Raw genomic sequence first — 16,435 nt, forward strand, 5'->3', positions numbered from 1 at the left:
CGTCCAGGCTGCCTCACGCGGTCAGGGCATCCACGAGCGCGCGGACTTTCTTCTGGCGCCACTGCGGGAGGGGCGCGACCAGCCAATACCCCCCCTTCGATGGTTGCGACTCGCCGATCAGTCGCACGCGGGCCTGCGCGAGATCGCGGCGAGCGAGCAATTCGGGGACGGTCGCGCGGCCGAGACCAGCCGCCGCGGCGTCGATCGCAAGCCCGGCGTCGGTGACGCGGACCAGCGCCACGCCGTCCTCACCCGACCAGGCGATCACCGAGTCGCTGTCCGTGCCGGGCTTGGCGATCGTCACCATGCCCTCGGATTCGAGCGCTTCGCCCTCATGCTCGCCCGGGCCATCGCCCCAACGGATTGCGAGATCGAGATTGGCTTCGGTGAAGTCGACATTCTCGTCGGCGGTGATCAGCACGAACCGCAGTTCGGGATCGGCCTCGGCGATCTGCGCGAGCCGCGGCATCAGCCATTTCTCGGTCAGGTCGCGCGGGGCGGCGATCGTCAGGGATTTGGAAGACTGCCCCGCCTGCATCGCGCGGACGGCTTCCTCGAACTGGAGGAACCCGCCGCGGAGCGCGCCAAGGCCGGCCTCGGCCTCTGGCGTTAGCTCAAGCCCGCGTGTTGTACGCCGAAAGAGGACGACGCCGAGCGTATCTTCCAGCGCGCGGATTTGTTGCCCGACCGCCGCAGGCGTCACCGCGAGTTCGTCCGCCGCCCGCGTAAACGACAGATGCCGCGCCGCCGCGTCGAGTACGCGAAGCCCGTTGAGCGGGAGATGCGTGCGCTTCATTGGACGTGCCCCTGAGCGGCCAGGAACCGGCCAACATTCGTCACCCCAGCGAAAGCTGGGGTATCCCCGTTGGCGATCGTCGCGCCCGCCCCATGAATATCCCAGCTTTCGCTGGGATGACGGTGAATGTGGTGTTCGCGCATCAATGCAGCACCGCGGGGGCGAACAGCGAGAAGCGGGGGATCTCGACGTCGAAGATCGCGCCGTCCTCGCGGACCATGCGGTAATTGCCGTGCATCGCGCCCGACGGCGTCGCCAGCGGGCAGCCCGAGACATAATCGAAGCTCGCACCCGGTTCGATCACCGGCTGTTCGCCGACCACGCCTTCGCCCTCGACCGAGTGGCGCGCGCCGCGGCCGTCGGTGATGACCCAGTGGCGGGTGAGCAACTGGACGGTGTCCGCGCCCTCGTTCTCGAGGCGGATGTGATAGGCCCAGAACCAGCGGCCGCGCTCGGGCTCGGACTGTTCGGGGAGGTAGCTGACCGACACGCGCACCGTCACCCCATCGGTCGTCGTCGCGTTGGGGAACAGCGCTTTCACAGGCCAGCCTGCTTCAAGGCCTGGTCGAGGTCGTCGATCACGTCCTGCGCGTCTTCGAGCCCGACGTTGATCCGCAACAATCCCTCGGTCACGCCCATCTCGATCTGCTTGTCGGGCGAGACGCTGGCGTGCGTGGTCGATGCCGGGTGCGTCATCAGCGAGCGCGAGTCGCCGATGTTGTTCGAGATGTCGACCAACTCCAGTGCGTCGAGCAGGGCGTGTGCCTGTTCGCGACCCTCGACCTCGAACGCGAAGATCGGGCCGCATGCGTCCATCTGGCGCATCGCCAGTTCATGCTGCGGATGGCTCGGCAGGAAGGGGTGCAGCACGCGGGGTACGCGCCCCTCGAGGAATTGACCGACCTTCATCGCGTTCTCCGACTGGCGGTGGATGCGCAGATCGAGCGTTTCGAGGCCCTTGAGCACCACCCACGCATTGAACGGCGACAGCGTCGGGCCGGTGTTGCGCGTGAACGGCAGCAGCGTGTTGGTGATGAAATCCTCGGTGCCACAGACGGCGCCGGCGAGCACGCGGCCCTGCCCGTCCATCATCTTGGTCGCGCTGTAGGCGGTGACGTCGGCGCCGAATTCCATCGGGCGCTGCAAGGCGGGCGTCGCGAAGGCGTTGTCGACCACGGTCGTGATGCCGCGTTCGCGCGCGATGTCGCAGATCGCCTTCAAATCGGCGATGTCCATCGTCGGGTTGGCGGGGGTCTCGAAGAAGAATACCTTTGTTTCAGGCCGGACCGCGTCGAGGAACGCCTGCGGATCGCGCGCATCGACGACCGTCGTCGCGATGCCGAACTTGGGCAGCAGCGTATCGGTGAGCCAGCGGCACGAGCCGAACGCCGCGCGGCCGCCGACGAGGTGGTCGCCGGTCTGGAGCTGGCATAGGAGCGACGCGGTCATCGCCGCCATCCCGGTCGCCATCGTCCGGCACGCCTCGGCGCCCTCCAGCAGCGCGATCCGCTCCTCGAGCATCTGCACGGTCGGGTTCTGCAGGCGGGAGTACGTCATCCCCTCCTGCTCGCCGGCAAAGCGCGCCGCGGCGTCGCCCGCCTTGTCGTAGCAATAGCCCGAGGTGAGGAACAACGCCTCCGACGTCTCGCCATATTCGCTGCGGGCGGTGCCGCCGCGGATGGCGCGCGTCGCGGGACGCCAATTCTGGGTGATCGAACGATCCTGGCCGGTCTTGCGCTTCATGCGCGCCGCTTTGCCGGGGGGGAGCGGGGATGACAAGCCTTGCGGGTGTGAAGACGGGGCCGGAGTGTCTCGATCCTCCCCCGCCAGGGGGAGGTGGCGCCGAAGGCGACGGAGGGGGAGGACCACGCAACCGAGGTTACCCTTTCCTCCCCCTCCGTCTGGCAAGCGCCAGCCACCTCCCCCTTGCGGGGGAGGATCAGGGTTCGCCTAGTACCGCCCCCAGGTAAATTTCGACGACAGCGCGTAGTTCCACACCGCACCGACCAGCACGCCGCTTAGCGCCGATGCCGCCCAGGCGCCGTCGCGCATCTCGTACAGGAACGCGGCGATGCCGACATTGGCGACCGCACCGACCGAGCAGATCACCGCGAACGACACCCAGCCGTCGACCAGTTGCCGCCAGCCCTTCAGGCGCCGGTCACGATAGGTCAGCGCGTTGTTGAGGAAGAAGTTGAAGGTGAGCGCGGCGAGCGTCGCGACGATCTCGCCGACCACGAAATTCGTCCCGAACCCGAGGAACAGCGCGGTCAGCACCGCCATGTGGATGCCGACGCCGAACACCCCAATCGCCGAGAACATGGCGAACCGCACGGGTACGATCCGCCCGAACATCCGGTCATAGATCGCGATCAGATATTCCATCGCGACGACGTGATCGAGCTTGCTCTCGCCCTCGGTGCGGCAGCGGAAGGTATAGGGGACTTCGACGAAACGCAGCGGCGTCGTCGAGGCGGTGAGCAGGTCGAGCAGGATCTTGAAGCCGATCGCCGACAGCGATGGCGCGAGGCGGCGAACGATGTCGGTGCGGATCATGAAGAAGCCGCTCATCGGATCGTTGAGATCGCATTTCAGCACGCGGCGCGACATCCTGGTGGCGAGCGCCGACTTGGCGACGCGGTCGCTGTCCCACTCCCCGGTGCAGCCGCCGCTGACGAAGCGCGAGCCGATCACCACGTCGGTCTCGTCGGTCTTCAACAAATCGAGCATCGCCGGCAGCAACGTTTCGTCGTGCTGGAGATCGCCATCGATCACCGCGACGACCGGCGCGGCGGTGGCGCACATCCCCTCGATGCACGCCGAGGACAGCCCGCGCCGGCCGATCCGCTGGATCACGCGGACCCGCTTGTCGAGCCGGGCGATCGCGCGCGCGGCGTCGGCGGTGCCGTCGGGACTGTCGTCGTCGACGAAGATCGCCTCCCAGTTGCGCCCGGCCAACGCCTGGTCGAGCTTGGCGATCAACGTCGCGACATTGGCCTTCTCGTTGAATGTTGGGATGACGACCGCGAGTTCGAGAAGGTCGGCGATCACAAGGTCAGCCGAGTTCGGCGAGAATGGCGTCGCCCATGCCTCGGGTCGACAGCGTGCCACCGAGATCGGGCGTGCGCGCGCCGCCGAGGATCGCGGCTGCGACCGCTGCCTCGATCCGGTCGGCGGCGTCGGCCAAGCCGAGCGAATGGCGCAGCATCATCGCCGCGGAGAGGATGGCGGCGCAGGGATTGGCCTTGCCCTGCCCGGCGATGTCGGGCGCGCTGCCGTGAATCGGCTCGTACATGCCCTTGTTAGAACCGTTGAGCGCGGCGGACGGGAGCATGCCGATCGAGCCTGCGCACATCGAGGCCTCGTCGGAGAGGATGTCGCCGAACAGATTGCCGGTGACGATCACGTCGAACTGGCCGGGGTTGCGCACCATCTGCATCGCCGCGTTGTCGACGTACATGTGGCTGAGTTCGACGTCGGGATAGTCCGCCGAAACCTCGATCACGACGTCGCGCCAGAGCTGCGAGGTTTCCAGCACATTGGCCTTGTCGACCGACAGCAGCTTGCCCTTGCGGGTGCGGGCGGTCTCGAAGCCGACGCGGGCGATGCGTGCGATCTCGGTTTCGTCGTAGCGCATCTCGTCATGGCCTTCGCGCAGGCCGTCGGCGGTGGTGCGGATGCCCTTCGCGCCGAAATAGACGTCGCCGGTCAGCTCGCGGACGATGACCATGTCGATCGACCGGGCGATCTCGGGACGGAGCGCGGAGGCATCCTCGAGGCCCGCGAACAGCTTGGCGGGACGCAAATTGGCGAACAGGCCGAGGTCCTTGCGCAGGCCGAGAATGGCTTGCTCGGGGCGGAACTGGCGTTCGAGCGCATCGCAGTCGGGATCGCCGACCGCACCGAACAGGATGGCATCTGCACGGCGGGCGAGGTCGAGCGTCTCGGGGGGCAGCGGATGACCGGCAGCCTTGTACGCGGCGCCGCCGACGAGGCCCTCTTCATAGGTGAGGTCGAGGCCGAGCGTATCGAGCACCCGCCGCGCTTCCGCGGTGACTTCGGGTCCGATGCCGTCGCCGGCCAGTATCGCGATCAAGGGCATGTGCGTTCCTCCTGCGCGGCCCCTTGCCGGGCGGTGCGCGCTCACGCAACCGCCCTTTTGAGCCGGTCCACCAGCCGATCGCGCGCCGCCAACGGATCGGCGCGGCGGTCGACGAGGATATCGCGCGCCAGGAAGTGACCGGTCAGTCGCAGGCCGTCGAAGATGTCTGGCCACGCCGCTTCGCCGCCGGTGAGAAGGAAGGGCGGCAATCTGAGCAGCTTGGCCTCATAGCCGAACGCTGCCCCGCGCGAGACCGCCGCGCCGCTCCTGGGGCTGACGAAGCCGAGATCGTCCTCCGTCCCGCTCGCGATGCAGCGGTCCAGATCGAGCCCGAAGCCGAGTTCGGCGAGCAACAATAATTCGTACCGCACCAGCGCCGCCGCCCAGCCGCGCGCGGACGGCGCCGCCTCGATCGCGCCGAGCACCCCCTCCAGCGCATCGTGGATCTGCGGATAGGGCTGTGCCTCGGGCAACGCGGCGGCGGTCAGCGCGGTGGCCCATTCGAGCGCTCCGGCGGCGAGCGGCTCGCCGTGCATCTGCGCGCGGCTGTGGATCAGTTCGGCGGTTAGCGACGCGAGTTGCTCGCCCGTCCGCGCACGCCACTCGCCCTGGATGACGTTCGCCTGGAGCAACACCGGCCGCATCGCGCGCGACCGACCGCCGCGGACATAGCCGGGCTGGACACCGTCGTTCCGGGTCAGCGCCCGCACGATCGCGCCATGCTCGCCATGCTGGCGGACGGCGACGACGATGGCGGCTGCGCGGAGGTGCATGGGGGGTCCTATACCCCTCTCGCCCCGAGAGCGGGAGGGGTGCTTGGCGCTGGGAGAATGAGGGGAAGGATGTCGAGCGCGCGTGCCCTCACCCTTCCGGCGCAAGCGCACCTCCTCTCCTGCCAAGGGGATAGGGGTAGATAGCCTTCTTCCCTCACGGCATCATCGGACATCAGCCCGAGCCGTCGAGCAGAATCACCCAAGTCGCAAGCGATCCTCAAGGATCAGCCGTTCGTGCGCCAGCGCCGCCTGGCTGATCAAGGTGTTGAACAAGACGCCTCGATCGGCCCGGATCGGATCACGACCATCGGGACGCGCGAACGCCACGACAGCCAGCGTGCCGAGCGACGTGCGCAAGGGTTCGAGCCGCCATTCCGCAGAAGCAACCGCAGTCGTACCCCGCCCCGCTGCCTCGCCCCGTTCCCAGCACCATTCGAGCGCCGCCTGATCGATCGGTCCCCACACCAATGGCTCCATCGTCGCGCCGACCCGCTCCAGCTTGCCGCCGTTTTCGCGAAAGACTGCCACCTCGGCTTTCAACACGCCGGCAAACTCTTCGCAGATCGCGCCAGCGGTTTCCTCCCAGTCCGCCGCGCGGGCGAGGATCTGCGAGAACGTCGCGATCCGGGCATTTTCCTTCGCGCTACGATCGCTGAGCGCGACCCGGTCCCGGAGCGCCTGGGTGACGAGGCTCGTATAGACTGCAACCGCGAGCAGCGCGACCAGCGTCACCACCATGATCGGCGCCGCCGGCTCCAGATGAAACCGTGGCTGGAGCAGGAAAAAATCAAAACCGAGCACTGACGCCACAGTCGCGGTCAGGGCCGGAGCCAACCCGAAGCGTGCTGCGGCGGCGATCACCGGAAACAGGAACAACAGGTTCAGCGGTCGTCCGCCGAGGAGCATGCTGACCAGTTCGGCAAGGCCGAGCGTGATCGCCACGAGACCCAGCGCCCAGAGATGCTGCCGCAGCTCGGGCTTCGGCTCTGGGGCAGCCTCAAGCACATCGGCGCCCTTCATCGCTAAGTCGGCAGCGGGAGCGATGTGGAGGGTGAGCGCAGGAAATCGCTTTTGGACCGACGCCATCACCGATTGCCTGAGCCAGCAATCGGACTTTGCCGCAGACGCGGTTCCGACAACCAGATGGTCGGCCGGCATCGCCGTGAGATGCGCGACCAGGCCGCTGACGACGTCATCGTCGGGTTCGTTGCTGACCGTGGCACCATGACGAACCGCATAAGACAATGCGTCTGCCGCCCCCCGTGCAACCGCCGGATCGCGGGCCGACTTGGGCGTCTCGATAAAGACGGCATGCCAACTCGCATCCAGCGCGGTGGCCAGATCGGCTGCGATCTCGACCACCCGCTGTCCGCTCCCCGACCCGCTGACCGCCGCCAGGATACGGGTCTCGGGCAACGTCTCGGATTCGGGGAAAGCGGTTCGCGCGTTCGGACCGGGCTCTTCGTAATCGCTCATGCGGCGGCGGATTTCGCGACGATAATCATCGGCGTCAGGTCCGGCTTGCCGATGCCCAGGTCGCGATCACGTCCTGTGTCGACGGATTCTCGATGCTGACATCGTCGAAGCTCACGGCGACCAAGCAGACCGGGCGCTGGTCCTTGCCGCCGGGCTGACGACACCGAACCGACGATCCATCGGGGAAACGGGCGACGCGCCCGCGAAGCCGGACCCGCAGACCCTGATCGATCTTCAGATCGTTCTCGCCGATCCGACGTACGCTTTCATAGGGCTTGCCGCCGCGTCTCGCGTTTTTCGAGCCCTCGTCGGTGAAAATCTGCGCGAGCCCAAGCGTCTGACCGGGCAGCGTCACGGCGTCGATGCCAAGCGGAGCGGTCGTGGGCGAGCCAGCTTCACACGTGCCTCGCGACGACCACGGTCTCGCAATCCAGAAGCCCTCGATAGCCTCTTCGCTTGCAGTTGGAGGCGTGGTGCCACCATCGTCCGATGCTGGCGTTCCCAACCATTCGCCCGGATCGAACACCGCCGGTGCGACGGAAATCCTGAGCGAGGACGACGCGGTGTCGTACCGCCATCGAAACGGCTCACGGCTGTTTTCGGCCACCGGACCATCGCAGCCGAACGGCAGGTCGACCTCGAATTGCGCACTTTCCGCGGCGGCGACTCGCTCGGGCATCTTCGCGCCCGAGGACGTCGCGTCCGCAGCGGCGTTTGCGATCTCGATGATATCGGCGCGAGAAAGCACGCGGGCGACAGGCGCCTCGGGCACGACGACGGGTGCTGAAACCGGCGCCGGCGCTGGGGTTACGGCTGGCGGCGGCGGAGACGGCGCGGTGCTGCGCCCGAGCAGGAACCCGCCACCGCCAAGCAGGATGAACGCGGCGGCCGAGCCGGCGACGACAAGGCGACTGGTGCGGGGGGATGGCTCATGCATCAGCGAACTGTAGCAAAATTCCCGTGATGCTCCATACCGCGGGGCATGAGAGTCCGAATGGGAAGCGCCGTGTTCTGGTTGCCGCTGAGGCGTTTATGACACTCGACCAGATCGTTACACTGCTCGTGCTGGGTTGCGTGGTGGCCGCGCTGATCTGGGACAAGGTTCGCGCCGATGTCGTCGCGCTTGCAGGAGCAGCCGTATTGCTGATGACCGGCGTGGTTCGCCCGGTCGATGTTCAGGGCGCCTTCGCCAGCCCCGCAATCATCGCGCTCGCCTCGCTCTTCGTTATTTCCTACGCGCTCGAACTATCCGGATTGCTCGATCGCGCGATCGAGGCCGCCGTCGCGATGTGCCGCCGCCTCGGCGGGACGGGGGTCTGGCTGCTGCTGGGGATCGCCGGGCTGTTCTCCAGCGTGTTGAACAGTACCCCGATCGTCGTCCTGACCGCCCCCGTCGTCAAGGACGTCGCCGCGAGCCTGCAGCTATCGGCCAAGCGCTATCTGATGCCATTGTCGTACATCACGATCCTCGGGGGATGCTGCACGTTGCTCGGAACGTCGACCAACCTGCTGGTCGACGACATGGCGCGGATTGCCGGGCAAAGCCGCTTCGGCATCTTCGAGATCACGCCGGTGGGCTTGCCCGTCGCCTTGGTCGGCGGTCTCTATCTGCTGCTGTTCAGCGGCAAGTTGATGGGGACGCGGATGCTCGATCCCGACGATGGGCGTCCGGATGCGACCATCGAGGTCGCTGGCGGACAAGTCGGCGATGCAGAAGTGTTCGCCGAACGCCGTCCGTTACAGCCGGTCAAGGCCACCATCGCGCTTGCGACGTTCGTCGGCGCGATCCTGCTGGCCGCGCTCAACGTCGCGCCGATCGCGGCGACGGCGTTCGCGGGCGCGGTGCTGCTGATCCTCCTGCGCGTCATCTCGGCCGATCAGGCTTATGGCGGCCTTCGCCCACAGATCCTGATCCTGATCGCCGGGATGGTCGTGCTGGGCATCGCGATGGCGCAAAGCGGGTTGGCAAGCGCCGCCACGACGACGTTGATATCCTCGCTTGAAGGGGTCAGTCCGCTGACCGCCCTCATCGTGCTCTATGGCCTGACGATGGTGCTGACCGAGTTGCTGTCGAACGCGACCGTCGCGGTCCTGGTGACGCCGGTCGCGGTGGCGCTGGCCGAAAGCCTCGGGGTCAGCCCCCGTCCCTTCCTGGTCGTGGTCATGATCGCCGGCAGCGCCTCGTTCGCCACCCCGTTCGGCTACCAGACCAACGTCATCGTCTATCAGCTCGGACGCTATCGCTACACCGACTTCCTGCGCGTGGGGCTCCCGCTCAACCTGATCACCGCGATCGTCGCGATCACCACCACGCGTATCTTTTTCCCGTTCTGATCCTGCCAGGGCGCAGTCCAAGTCCTCGATCTCATGCCAGCGCGCGAATCGGATCGCATTGGGTCCGGCAGCGGTCAGCGCGCCGAAACGAAGCGCGAACTTCGTGGTTGCGGGCATCGTTCTGCCTCGCACGCCGACAGCATTTCCCGCACCTCAGCAAGATCGATCAACGCGGGCTGCGGCTTGGCGGACGCGGTGTGCAGTCTCGACAACGCCGCGCTTTTCGACTGGCGCAAGCACCTCCAGCAGCACCGGTGCTGTGATCGCGCCCATGGACCATGTGCCGACCCTGGGAGAGATATTGCGCTCGAGGCTATGCGACACGTCCTGAGCATGACCCTTCGGCGATGTCGACTTGCGCTGGCGCCGGTCCGCATCGGCCCAGCACGATGCCATGGCTTCCGTTGTCGGCTACCATGGACTGAGCCATATGATACCATGAACGCACGGCGATTTCTGGTGGACGCCCGCGGCCGGGCGACGCGCTGCGTGCCAACAGGGTGCCCATTGAGGGCCGTGTATCAACAGGTAAATGGCGGAGAGGGTGGGATTCGAACCCACGGTACCCTCGCGGGTACGCCGCATTTCGAGTGCGGTACATTCGACCACTCTGCCACCTCTCCGCAGGTCATCCAAGGCGCTGCGAACAGTCCCTCCGATCGGTCGAAGCGCGGCCTCTAATGAAGTGCCCCTGGGGACGCAAGCGGATTTCGAGGTTGCGGGCACCGTCCGGCGCGTTTTCCTTGTGCGGCGCAAAACAGACCCTAAATTGGCGGATATGCCCCGACACGACAGTATCGCTCACGACATAACGAATCCGCTTATCCCTGCCGAGGTGGTCGCGCCGCCGATTTCGCACGCGAACTTCTCGATCGGCGACGTCGTGCGGCACCGGCTGTTCGATTTCCGCGGGGTGATCTTCGACGTCGATCCGGTCTTCGCGAACAGCGACGAATGGTATGCGGCGATTCCCGAGGACATCCGTCCGCGCAAGGACCAGCCCTTCTACCACCTGCTCGCCGAGAACATGGAGTCGAGCTACGTCGCCTATGTGAGCCAGCAGAATCTGGTGCCGGACGATAGCGACGAGCCGGTCGATCATCCAGCGATCTCGGGGCTGTTCAGCGACTATGCGGACGGCCGGTATGCGCTGCGGCAGGTTCACCGGCACTGAGGCGAATCACGCCTTCGGTCATGCCGGGCTCGTTCCGGCATCCACCCTTCCGCTTGATCATCGGCGATCGATTCGCGGCACGGTGGACCCCGGAACAAGTCCGGGGTGACGAGAGGAGTGACGGAATGACTGCGGCCGCCGCCACGCAAAACTGCCCTTCCCCTGCCCCTTCGCGGTTGACAACTCGCCCCCCCTCGCTTAGCTGCCCGGCTTCTCCCGGCGGACCCTGCGTTCGTGGGGCACATGTATTTGGAAAGTGACAAGGGCCATGTTCGCAGTCGTGCGCACGGGCGGCAAGCAGTATCGCGTCGCCGCCGGAGATAAGATCGTCATCGAGAAGATCGAGGGCGATGCAGGTGCGTCAGTGACGCTGGGTGACGTTCTGCTGGCGGGCGAAGGCTCCGAGCTGCGGTCCGTCGAGGGCTTCGTCGTCGCTGCAGAGATCATCGCGCAGGCGAAGGCGGACAAGGTCATCGTCTTCAAGAAGCGTCGTCGTCATAACTATCGTCGCAAGAACGGCCATCGCCAGCAGCACACGATCCTGAAGATCGTCAGCGTTGGTGGCCAGACCGCCAAGCAGACCGAGGCTGATGCCCCGGCCGCTCAGGCATAAGGAGTAGCTTCAGATGGCACATAAGAAAGCAGGCGGCTCTTCGCGCAACGGTCGCGACTCGGCCGGTCGTCGCCTCGGCGTCAAGAAGTTCGGTGGCCAGGCGTGCGTCGCCGGCAACATCCTCGTGCGTCAGCGCGGGACGAAGTTCTACCCGGGCACGAACGTCGGCATCGGCACGGACCACACGCTGTTCGCGCTGGTCGATGGCCGCGTCGTGTTCAGCCAGGGCAAACTCGGTCGCAAATTCTGCTCGGTCGAGCTGGCAGCGAACGATGCCGCTGATATGGCAGCCGCAGCCGAATAACATAGGGTAACCATCCGGGTTGCCCACCAGGGTGACCCGGGTCGCGAAAGCGAACCTGAACAAGGGAGACGGGTCACCCCGGCTCCCTTTTTTATTGCTCCCTCCACGCGGCTGTCGCGGTCCCGTCATCCCGACGTGGCATGCGCGCAGCCAACGACGCGATAGGAGAGAGCCGTGTTCGCGCGCACCAAGAGACTGACGTTACGGCCGGGTTGGCCGGAGGATGCCCCTGCGTTGGCGCGGGCGATCGGCCATGAGAGCGTGGTCGCCAAGCTCGGCCGGGTTCCGTGGCCCTATGCGCTGGGCGACGCCGAAGCGTTTCTGGCCCAGCCACGCGGCGGGCATGAGCCGCGATTCCTGATCGAGACGATGGAAGCGGGCACGCCGCGACTCGTCGGCGGGATCGGTGTCAGCGATGTCCATGATGGTTCGGCGAACCTCGGCTATTGGCTGACGCCCGAGGCATGGGGTCGCGGCTATGCGACCGAGGCGGGCCAGGCGGTGATCGCGATGGCGCGTCACGCGCTCGGGATACGCCGGCTCACGGCGTCGCACTTCGTCGACAACCCGGCGTCGGGGCGCGTGCTGGCGAAGCTCGGGTTTCGGCCGACCGGGCGGGTCGAACCGCGGACGTCGCGCGGGCGGGGTGGTGAGGCGCCGGCGGTGATGTTCGCGCTGGATCTGGATGACGACCGATGTGCGCCGATGCCTTTGGCGGCTTGAGACGTCGATCCACTACATGACAGTACGCCACCCCGGCGAAGGCCGGGGCCCAGTTGGGGGACATAGCTAACGGAGGATATCGCTCCGTTACTGCGACCTTTTCAACTGGGCCCCGGCCTTCGCCGGGGTGGGGTCTATGTTGAGATGGCGATCTGCAAGTCATGTCCCACATACCCCGTCATCCTGACGAAAGTCAGGACCCAGGGTAACAGGCGCAGTCGCCTACGGCTCTGGGTCCTGACTTTCGTCAGGATGACGGAGGACGGATCAGGCTACCACCGCCGCCCGCTTCGCAACCGGCAGCACCGCCGCCTCATACTCGCTTTCCGCCAGCCCGATCAGCGCGCGGTCGTCGTGCTTCCACGGGTGGAACCCCGGCAGGAAATACGCCGCCCAGACACCCGCGATCTTGCGCGCCATCCCCGGATTGCCGAACGCATACCACGCCATCCGCGCCCACACCTTCGGCCCGGTCAGCCCGTCCTGCCGCAGCAGCTCCGCCATCCCGCGCGCGCGCCCGGTGAAGAACCGCCACGTCGTGATCAGCATCACCAGCGATTTCACCCGCCAGCGCGTGAAGCGCGGCCAGTCGCGAGTCGCGTGCAGCCAAGTGTCGTAGGCGACGCCCTTGTGCTCGATCTCCTCGGCTGCATGCCACAGCCACAGCGCCGCCGCCTGCTCGTCGCCACCGCGCATATGATTCGGGTTCGCGATCAGCTCGTGCGCCAGCATCGCGGTGAAATGTTCGAGCGCGGTGGTGGCCGCGAGGCTCGCAATCTCAGGCCGCCCCTTGGTCAGCGCCAGCGCCGCATCGACGTCGGCGATCAGCGGCGCGACGTCATAGCCCTGGTCGGTCACGTGGCGGTTGAACGCGACATGCTCGCGCGTGTGGATCACCTCCTGCTTGATGAAGGCGTTGATCTCGGCGTGGAGTTTCGGCGGCGTGCCCTCGCGAAACTTGCGCACGCTGTCGACGAAATAGCCCTCGCCCTTCGGAAACGTCACTGACAGCGCGTTGTAGAACGCCGTCGCGACGGCATCGTCGTTCAGCCACCAGCGACGAATCGCGGCGCCGCGGCCGAAGCGGCGGTCGCGCGGGGTGATCGTCAGATCGGCAGGCGTGGTTGCTTTCGCCACGGAAACCTCCAAACAGGAATGAACACTCATTACTTACATTGATGTAAATAGGTTTCCCGGTCCGTGACGTCAACACCGCGCAAGCGCCTCTCCCCCACCGAATCGCGCGACGCCGCCGTCGAGGCTGCGCGAGCGCTGCTCGTCGAGAGCGGACCGAGCGCGGTCACGCTGAAGGCCGTCGCGGGGAGAATCGGGCGTACACATGCCAATCTGCTCCATCATTTCGGATCGGCCGAAGCGCTGCACACCGCGCTGATCACGCGGATGGCGGCGGACATCGTCGGCACGATCGGGGCCGCGGTTTTGCGCGTGCGCGCGGGCGAGCTGGATCCCCGCGAGGTGGTCGAGATGACCTTCGACGCGTTCGGCAAGGGCGGTGCGGGGGCGCTGGCGAGCTGGATGATCCTGTCGGGCAATACCGATGCGCTCGATCCGATCATGGCGGCGATCCACGATCTGGTCGACGAACTCGCGGGCGGCGAACTGCCGGGGACTCGGCCGATCCAGGAACAGACGCTCACGCTGGTGCTGATGGCGCTCGGCGATGCCTTGATGGGTGCCCCGATGGCGCGTGCGCTCGGATTGCCGGTCGGCAAGGCGCGCGAACTCGCGCTCGACGCGCTGCTCGCGAGCAAGGATGCGGCGGCCCCTGCCCGCTGCTGACATCCCCGAATCGCAGACACTGGCGATTTTCGCCAATTTCGCTATGGGGCGGCGATGCATTTTCTAGACCAAGCCAAGATCTACGTACGTTCGGGTGAGGGCGGCCCCGGTGCCGTCAGCTTCCGCCGCGAGAAATATATCGAATATGGCGGCCCCGACGGCGGCAATGGCGGCAAGGGCGGCGACATCGTGTTCGAATGCATCGCCGGCCTGAACACGCTGATCGACTTTCGCTACACACAGCATTTCCGCGCCCCCCGCGGCTCGGGCGGCTCGGGTTCGAACCGCACCGGCGCGGGCGGCAAGGACCTCGTCATCCGCGTTCCGCTCGGCACGCAGGTGCTGTCGGAGGACAAGGAAGAGGTGCTGATCGACTTCACCGAGGTCGGCCAGCGCGAAGTGCTGTTCCGCGGCGGCGACGGCGGGCGCGGCAACGCGAGCTACAAGACCTCGACCAACCGCACCCCGCGCCAGCACGGCACCGGCTGGCCGTTCGGCGAGGCGTGGGTCTGGCTGCGGCTGAAGCTGCTCGCCGATGCGGGCCTCGTGGGCTTGCCGAATGCGGGCAAGTCGACCTTCATCAACCAGGTGACGAACGCGCAGGCCAAGGTCGGCGAGTACGCCTTCACGACGACGCGGCCGCAGCTGGGCGTGGTGCGCCACAAGCAGCGCGAGTTCGTGGTCGCGGATATTCCGGGGCTGATCCAGGGTGCGGCCGAGGGTGCGGGGATCGGCGACCGGTTCCTCGGGCATATCGAGCGGTGCCGGGTGCTGCTGCATCTGGTCGATGCGAACGACCGTGATGTGGCCGAATCGTACCGGATCGTCCGCGACGAGCTGGAGAATTACGGCGAGGGGCTCACCGACAAGAAGGTGATCGTCGCGCTGAACAAGATCGACATGCTCGATCCGGAGCTGATCGCGGCGCTGTCGGCGGAACTGGCCGAAGCCAGCGGTGCCGAGGTGATGGCGATTTCGGGAGCGAGTGGCGCTGGGATCGAGGCGGTGCTGGACCAGCTGATCGAGGCGATCGGGCCGGCCCCGGGCGCGGCGAAGGAACTGGAAGAAGGCGAAGTGCCGGTCGCATGGTCGCCGCTGTAGGCGCCGCGGACGCATCGTCACCCCGGGCTCGTTCCGGGGCCCACTGTTCCGCATGCTCCATAATCGGCGAGTGTGCGGAACGGTGGATGCCGGAACAAGCCCGGCATGACGGAAGTGGCTCCGGCCAATGATGTTTACACCGTCTTCGTGTGCGCGGCTGATCGTGAAGATCGGCTCGGCATTGCTGGTCGATCCTGATGGGAGCGTTCGTCGGGAGTGGCTCACGGGGCTCGTTGCCGATATTTCTGCTAGGACAAGCGCGGGCCAGCAAGTCGCCATCGTGTCGTCCGGCGCGATCGCGCTCGGTGCGCGCCGACTTGGCCTCCCCAAAGGCGGCCGCGCCAGTCTCGAAGACGCGCAGGCTGCCGCGGCCACCGGCCAGATCGCGCTGAGCCAGGTCTGGGCCGAACTGCTCGCCGCGCAGGGGCTGAACGCAGCGCAGATGCTCGTGACGCTCGACGACCTCGAAGACCGCCGCCGCTATCTCAACGCCGCCGCGACTCTCAACCGGCTGTTGTCGCTCAAGGTCGTGCCGGTCATCAACGAGAACGACAGCGTCGCAACCGAGGAAATCCGGTTCGGCGACAATGACCGCCTCGCCGCGCGGGTCGCGCAGGCCGCCGGCGCGCAGGGCGTGATCCTGTTGTCCGACGTCGACGGGCTCTACACCGCCAATCCGCATACCGATCCGTCCGCGACTCATATCGCCAGCGTGGGCCGGATCGATGCGGTTGCGGGGATGGCGGACGACGGGTCTGGCTCGGGCATGGGCTCGGGCGGTATGGCCTCGAAGATCGCCGCCGCGCGGATCGCGACGGGTGCGGGGATTCCGTTGGCGATCGCGTCGGGGCGGATCGAGCACCCGCTCTCCACCCCTGCCCGCCATACAATCTTCACCGCCGAACGCACCGCGTCCGCGCGGAAGGCGTGGCTGGCGGGGGGGCTGACCGCAAAGGGCGCGATCCATGTCGATGCGGGCGCCGCGGCAGCGCTTGGACAAGGGCGGAGTCTGCTCGCCACCGGCGCGACTCGGATCGATGGCGGCTTCATGCGCGGCGATCTGGTGACGATCGAAGGGCCCGCCGGGACGGTCGCGCGCGGCCTCGCGGAGTATGATGCGGCCGACACCGCGCGTCTGCTCGGTCGCCATAGCGACGATCATGCGGCGATCCTCGGCTACGCGCCTCGGTCAGCGCTGGTGCACCGCAACCATCTGGCGCTCGTATGATTAGCGTCGCG

General features: G+C 66.7%; 18 protein-coding genes and 1 tRNA gene. 8 read left to right on the forward strand and 11 right to left on the reverse strand.

Annotated elements, in window-relative coordinates; genetic code table 11:
• Positions 1-13: 13 nt before the first annotated feature.
• From NLI89_RS18155 to NLI89_RS18190, 8 genes are all read right to left on the reverse strand, one after another.
• Positions 14-796 (reverse strand): LysR family transcriptional regulator, encoded by a 783-nt coding sequence (locus NLI89_RS18155; RefSeq protein WP_187504821.1) that lies wholly within the window; start codon positions 794-796, stop codon positions 14-16.
• Positions 797-938: 142 nt separating this feature from the next.
• Complete coding sequence (apaG, locus tag NLI89_RS18160; protein ID WP_254688267.1) at positions 939-1,337, reverse strand: Co2+/Mg2+ efflux protein ApaG; 399 nt, start codon at positions 1,335-1,337, stop codon at positions 939-941.
• Entirely contained in the window at positions 1,334-2,539 is a 1,206-nt protein-coding gene (locus NLI89_RS18165) for a trans-sulfuration enzyme family protein (RefSeq protein WP_254688268.1), read from the reverse strand. Before NLI89_RS18165 ends, apaG begins: the two co-directional genes overlap by 4 nt.
• A gap of 207 nt (positions 2,540-2,746) precedes the next feature.
• Complete coding sequence (locus NLI89_RS18170; RefSeq protein WP_254688282.1) at positions 2,747-3,844, reverse strand: glycosyltransferase family 2 protein; 1,098 nt, start codon at positions 3,842-3,844, stop codon at positions 2,747-2,749.
• Between the two features lie 7 nt (positions 3,845-3,851).
• On the reverse strand, positions 3,852-4,898 hold the full coding sequence (leuB, locus tag NLI89_RS18175) for a 3-isopropylmalate dehydrogenase (RefSeq protein ID WP_254688269.1): 1,047 nt from the start codon (positions 4,896-4,898) through the stop codon (positions 3,852-3,854).
• Between the two features lie 41 nt (positions 4,899-4,939).
• Complete coding sequence (recO, locus tag NLI89_RS18180) at positions 4,940-5,671, reverse strand: DNA repair protein RecO (RefSeq protein ID WP_254688270.1); 732 nt, start codon at positions 5,669-5,671, stop codon at positions 4,940-4,942.
• A 195-nt stretch (positions 5,672-5,866) separates the two neighbouring features.
• Positions 5,867-7,147, reverse strand: coding sequence for a DUF4118 domain-containing protein (locus NLI89_RS18185; protein ID WP_254688271.1), 1,281 nt, complete (start codon positions 7,145-7,147; stop codon positions 5,867-5,869).
• 34 nt (positions 7,148-7,181) lie between these two features.
• On the reverse strand, positions 7,182-8,084 hold the full coding sequence (locus tag NLI89_RS18190; RefSeq protein ID WP_254688272.1) for a hypothetical protein: 903 nt from the start codon (positions 8,082-8,084) through the stop codon (positions 7,182-7,184).
• 95 nt (positions 8,085-8,179) lie between these two features.
• Here NLI89_RS18190 and NLI89_RS18195 point away from each other — a divergent pair, with 95 nt between their 5' ends.
• Positions 8,180-9,481 carry an SLC13 family permease gene (locus tag NLI89_RS18195; protein ID WP_254688273.1) on the forward strand — a complete coding sequence of 434 codons (1,302 nt, stop codon included), beginning with the start codon at positions 8,180-8,182 and terminating at the stop codon, positions 9,479-9,481.
• Between the two features lie 153 nt (positions 9,482-9,634).
• Here NLI89_RS18195 and NLI89_RS22005 read toward each other — a convergent pair whose 3' ends face one another.
• Both NLI89_RS22005 and NLI89_RS18200 read right to left on the reverse strand, forming a co-directional pair.
• Positions 9,635-9,877 carry a phage integrase central domain-containing protein gene (locus tag NLI89_RS22005; RefSeq protein ID WP_439144538.1) on the reverse strand — a complete coding sequence of 81 codons (243 nt, stop codon included), beginning with the start codon at positions 9,875-9,877 and terminating at the stop codon, positions 9,635-9,637.
• Positions 9,878-10,014: 137 nt separating this feature from the next.
• Positions 10,015-10,104 (reverse strand) — tRNA-Ser (locus tag NLI89_RS18200).
• Positions 10,105-10,259: 155 nt separating this feature from the next.
• Here NLI89_RS18200 and hspQ point away from each other — a divergent pair.
• The 4 genes from hspQ to NLI89_RS18220 all read left to right on the forward strand — a co-directional run bounded on the left by hspQ (position 10,260) and on the right by NLI89_RS18220 (position 12,295).
• The gene (gene hspQ, locus NLI89_RS18205) at positions 10,260-10,655 is read left to right on the forward strand and encodes a heat shock protein HspQ (RefSeq protein WP_254688274.1); all 396 of its coding nucleotides are present in this window, start codon (positions 10,260-10,262) and stop codon (positions 10,653-10,655) included.
• 268 nt (positions 10,656-10,923) lie between these two features.
• The gene (rplU, locus tag NLI89_RS18210; RefSeq protein WP_056065957.1) at positions 10,924-11,268 is read left to right on the forward strand and encodes a 50S ribosomal protein L21; all 345 of its coding nucleotides are present in this window, start codon (positions 10,924-10,926) and stop codon (positions 11,266-11,268) included.
• Positions 11,269-11,281: 13 nt separating this feature from the next.
• The gene (gene rpmA, locus NLI89_RS18215; RefSeq protein ID WP_254688275.1) at positions 11,282-11,572 is read left to right on the forward strand and encodes a 50S ribosomal protein L27; all 291 of its coding nucleotides are present in this window, start codon (positions 11,282-11,284) and stop codon (positions 11,570-11,572) included.
• A 174-nt stretch (positions 11,573-11,746) separates the two neighbouring features.
• A complete protein-coding gene (locus NLI89_RS18220; RefSeq protein ID WP_254688276.1) occupies positions 11,747-12,295 on the forward strand; it encodes a GNAT family N-acetyltransferase in 549 nt (182 codons plus the stop codon).
• A gap of 267 nt (positions 12,296-12,562) precedes the next feature.
• Here the strand turns inward: NLI89_RS18220 and NLI89_RS18225 are convergent, their stop codons facing one another.
• Positions 12,563-13,432, reverse strand: a complete 870-nt coding sequence (locus tag NLI89_RS18225) for a metal-dependent hydrolase (RefSeq protein WP_254688277.1) — start codon at positions 13,430-13,432, stop codon at positions 12,563-12,565.
• Positions 13,433-13,495: 63 nt separating this feature from the next.
• Here NLI89_RS18225 and NLI89_RS18230 point away from each other — a divergent pair, with 63 nt between their 5' ends.
• The 3 genes from NLI89_RS18230 (at position 13,496) to proB (ending at position 16,424) form a co-directional block, all read left to right on the forward strand.
• Positions 13,496-14,095, forward strand: a complete 600-nt coding sequence (locus tag NLI89_RS18230; RefSeq protein ID WP_254688278.1) for a TetR/AcrR family transcriptional regulator — start codon at positions 13,496-13,498, stop codon at positions 14,093-14,095.
• A 54-nt stretch (positions 14,096-14,149) separates the two neighbouring features.
• Entirely contained in the window at positions 14,150-15,196 is a 1,047-nt protein-coding gene (obgE, locus tag NLI89_RS18235; RefSeq protein ID WP_056055836.1) for a GTPase ObgE, read from the forward strand.
• Between the two features lie 127 nt (positions 15,197-15,323).
• Complete coding sequence (proB, locus tag NLI89_RS18240) at positions 15,324-16,424, forward strand: glutamate 5-kinase (protein WP_254688279.1); 1,101 nt, start codon at positions 15,324-15,326, stop codon at positions 16,422-16,424.
• Positions 16,425-16,435 lie beyond the last annotated feature (11 nt).

Origin of the sequence: Sphingomonas faeni, assembly GCF_024273235.1 — a bacterium.
Lineage (GTDB): Bacteria > Pseudomonadota > Alphaproteobacteria > Sphingomonadales > Sphingomonadaceae > Sphingomonas > Sphingomonas faeni_A.